The sequence below is a fragment of the Rhodococcus sp. EPR-147 genome (assembly GCF_001647185.1).
GTDB lineage: Bacteria > Actinomycetota > Actinomycetes > Mycobacteriales > Mycobacteriaceae > Rhodococcoides.
The window spans coordinates 1-3327 of the sequence record NZ_LVCU01000139.1 but is presented as its reverse complement, the minus strand read 5'-3'; the positions used below and the strand labels follow the sequence as shown (position 1 = coordinate 3327).

At 64.1% G+C, this 3327-nt stretch carries 4 protein-coding genes; 3 read left to right on the top strand and 1 reads right to left on the bottom strand.

Annotation, left to right across the window (positions count from 1 at the left end; genetic code table 11):
• From A2J02_RS06745 to A2J02_RS06735, 3 genes are all read left to right on the top strand, one after another.
• The coding region (locus tag A2J02_RS06745; protein ID WP_156516126.1) for an ABC transporter permease subunit at positions 1-300 on the top strand (300 nt) is incomplete at its 5' end.
• Positions 297-1433: an ABC transporter substrate-binding protein gene (locus A2J02_RS06740; protein WP_068048386.1), complete on the top strand. Its 1137-nt coding sequence runs from the start codon at positions 297-299 to the stop codon at positions 1431-1433. The genes A2J02_RS06745 and A2J02_RS06740, both read left to right, overlap by 4 nt.
• Positions 1434-2744, top strand: a complete 1311-nt coding sequence (locus tag A2J02_RS06735) for an aspartate aminotransferase family protein (protein ID WP_068048381.1) — start codon at positions 1434-1436, stop codon at positions 2742-2744. It abuts the gene before it with no gap.
• Here the strand turns inward: A2J02_RS06735 and A2J02_RS06730 are convergent.
• On the bottom strand, positions 2745-3327 hold a 583-nt coding region (locus A2J02_RS06730; RefSeq protein ID WP_331712134.1), incomplete at its 5' end, for an FAD-linked oxidase C-terminal domain-containing protein.

The following is a 3327-nucleotide window of genomic DNA, read 5'->3' as shown; positions in this document are numbered from 1 at the left end:
GCCGTGGGCGGTTGGCAGTTCACCCGAATCGTTCGCCTCCCGTCCGCCGTTCCGCACATCTTCACCGGGTTGCGGGTTGCCGCTCCCAATGCGGTCATTGCTGCCATCATCTGCGAGTACTTCGGTGGACTGCAGAACGGTTTGGGGTCGCGGATCACCTCCGCCGCGGCGAACACGGCCTACCCCCGGGCGTGGGCCTACGTGATGGGTGCCATCGCAGTCGGTTTGCTCTTCTTCGTGGTTGTTCTGTTGCTCGAGAAACTCGTGTCCCGGCGTCGTCCCCAGGAAAGATGGATATGAACATCACTCGAACCCCCCGACCCCTTCTCGCCGTCGTCATGGCTCTGGCGGTGGGCGCCTCGGCCTGCAGCACCACCACGACCGACACCGACACCGCGGCCGACGGGAACACCACGATCAAGCTGCAACTGCAGTGGTTCAAACAGGGCCAGTTCGCGGGCTACCTCGCCGCCGTCGATCAGGGTTTCTATGCGGAACAGGGGCTGGACGTCGAAATCCTCGACGGTGGAACGGATATCGTTCCGCAAACCGTGCTCGCACAGGGGCAGGCCGATTACGCCGTCGCGTGGGTACCCAAGGCGCTCGCATCCCGTGAGGCCGGAGCCGGCATCACCGACGTGGCCCAGATCTATCAGAAGTCGGGCACATTGCAGGTCTCGTTCAAGGATCAGAACATCGCCACACCGGCCGATCTCCAGGGCAAGACCGTCGGAAACTGGGGATACGGCAACGAATTCGAGCTGTTCGCCGGTATGACCAATGCCGGGGTCAGTCCCTCCGACGTGACATTGGTGCAGCAGCAGTTCGACATGAACGGCCTTCTGTCCGGAGATATCGCCGCAGCCCAGGCGATGTCCTACAACGAGTACGCCCAGTTGCTCGAGACCGTGAACCCCGCAACCGGTGCGCTCTACACGAGGGACGATTTCACGTCGCTGAACTGGAACGACGACGGCGTCGCGATGCTGCAGGACGCGATCTGGGCCAATACCGACAAGCTCTCCGACGAGGCGTACCGGGAGCAGACCGTCAAATTCTTGGCGGCATCGTTGAAGGGCTGGATATTCTGCCGCGACAACGTCGAGACGTGCCGCGACATCACCGTCGCTGCGGGCTCGACACTCGGCGCGAGTCATCAGCTGTGGCAGGTCAACGAAGTCAACAAACTGATCTGGCCGTCCGCGGACGGGATCGGAATGATCGACGAGGCGGCCTGGCGGCAGACGGTCGACATCGCGAAGTCCACCCGGAATGCCGAGGGCTCGACGGTGCTGACGGCCGACCCCGACGCCGAGGCGTACACCAACGAGTACGTCACCGAGGCTTTGGATTTGTTGAAGGCCGACGGTGTGGATGTGACCGGAGAGTCGTACGCTCCGATGGAGGTCACACTGGAGGAAGGCGGCAAGTAGATGGATCACGTGTTCTACTCCTGGTCGGCGCAGGCCGAACTGAATCCGATCACCGTCGAGGGTGCGGAGGGATCGTGGTTCTGGGACGACAAGGGCAAGCGATACCTGGACTTCTCGTCACAGTTGGTCAACGTCAACCTCGGGCATCAGCACCCTGACGTCGTTGCCGCCATCGTCGAACAGGCCCAGGTTCTGACGACCATTTCTCCGACCGTGGCCAACAACAAACGCAGTGAACTCGCGGCGTTGATCGCCGAACGTGCGCCGGGTGATCTCGATCGAGTGTTCTTCACGACCGGTGGCGCAGAAGCCGTCGAGCACGCGGTGCGGCTGGCCCGACAGCACACCGGGCGCACGAAGATGCTTGCCGCGTACCGCTCGTACCACGGTGGAACCGGAGTTGCGATCGGTCTCACCGGTGAGCCGAGGCGTTGGGGCACCGAACCCACCAACGTCGACGTCGTCCGGTTCTTCGGGCCGTATCCCTACCGGTCACCCTGGGGGACAACGACTCCCGAGGACGAAACGGCCGCAGCACTGGCACACCTCGAACAGGTCATCGTGCTCGAGGGTGCGCAGAACATCGCCGGACTGATCCTCGAATCGGTCATCGGCACCAACGGTGTGCTGATCCCGCCGCCCGGATATCTGGCCGGCGTTCGGGCGCTGTGCGACAAGTACGGAATCGTCTACATCGCCGACGAAGTGATGGTCGGGTTCGGGCGAATCGGCGAATGGTTCGCATGCCAGGCCTGGGATGTGACACCGGATCTGATCACGTTCGCCAAGGGCGTCAACTCCGGGTACGTGCCTCTGGGCGGGGTGGTCATCTCGGAGAAGATCGCCTCGCAGTTCGATCACAAGCCCTATCCCGGCGGGTTGACCTACTCCGGTCACGTGCTCGGCTGCGCCGCCGGCGTGGCATCCATCGGAGTGTTCGAGCGCGACAAGATTCTTCCGCACGTGCGTCATGTGGGGGAGGATGTACTCGGGGCGGGCCTGTCGAAGCTGGCCGAATCTCATCCGAGCGTGGGCGAGGTGCGCGGCAAGGGATTCTTCTGGGCCGTCGAACTGGTCAAGGACGGCCAGACGAGGGAACCGTTGGTGCCGTTCGCCGCGTCGGGCAAGGACGCGGCGGCCATGGGCACGGTGACCGCCGCGGCAAAGTCGCGTGGGTTGTGGCCGTTCGTGGCAGGTAACCGTCTGCAGATCGCGCCCCCGCTGACGACCTCGGAGGACGAGATTCGTCAGGGACTGGAAATCCTCGACGAGGTGCTGACGGTCGCGGACGGGTTCACCGTCGACGGGTGATCACAGCACCGCACCGGGGTTGAGGATGCCCGCCGGATCGAGGGCAGTCTTGATCCTGCGGGTCAGCTCCATGACGTCCTCACCGACCTGATCGGGCAGCCAGGCCTTCTTGAGGCGACCGACACCGTGTTCACCGGTGATGGTGCCGCCCAACGAAATTGCCAGATCCATGATCGCGCCGAAGGCGATGTTGGCGCGCCGTGTCATGTCGGCGTCCTCGGGGTCGAAGACGATCAGGGGGTGGGTGTTGCCGTCGCCGGCGTGGGCGATGACCGCCACCAGCACGTCGTATTTCGTGGACAGCTCGGCGATTCCGTCGACGAGGGCCGGAAGTGCGGGCAGTGGAACCCCGACGTCCTCGAGCAGCAGGCTGCCGAGTCGCTCGACCGCGGGAATGGCGAATCGCCGTGCGGCAGCGAAGGCCTCACCCTCGTCGGGGTCGTCGGTGGTGAAGACATCCGATGCGCCGGCCTCGGTGCACGCGGCCGCCATGATCTCGATCTCGCGACCTCGGTCGGCACCGGGGGAGTCGGACCGAGCAATGAGCATCGCTGCCGCCTCGCGATCGAGTCCCATGTTCATG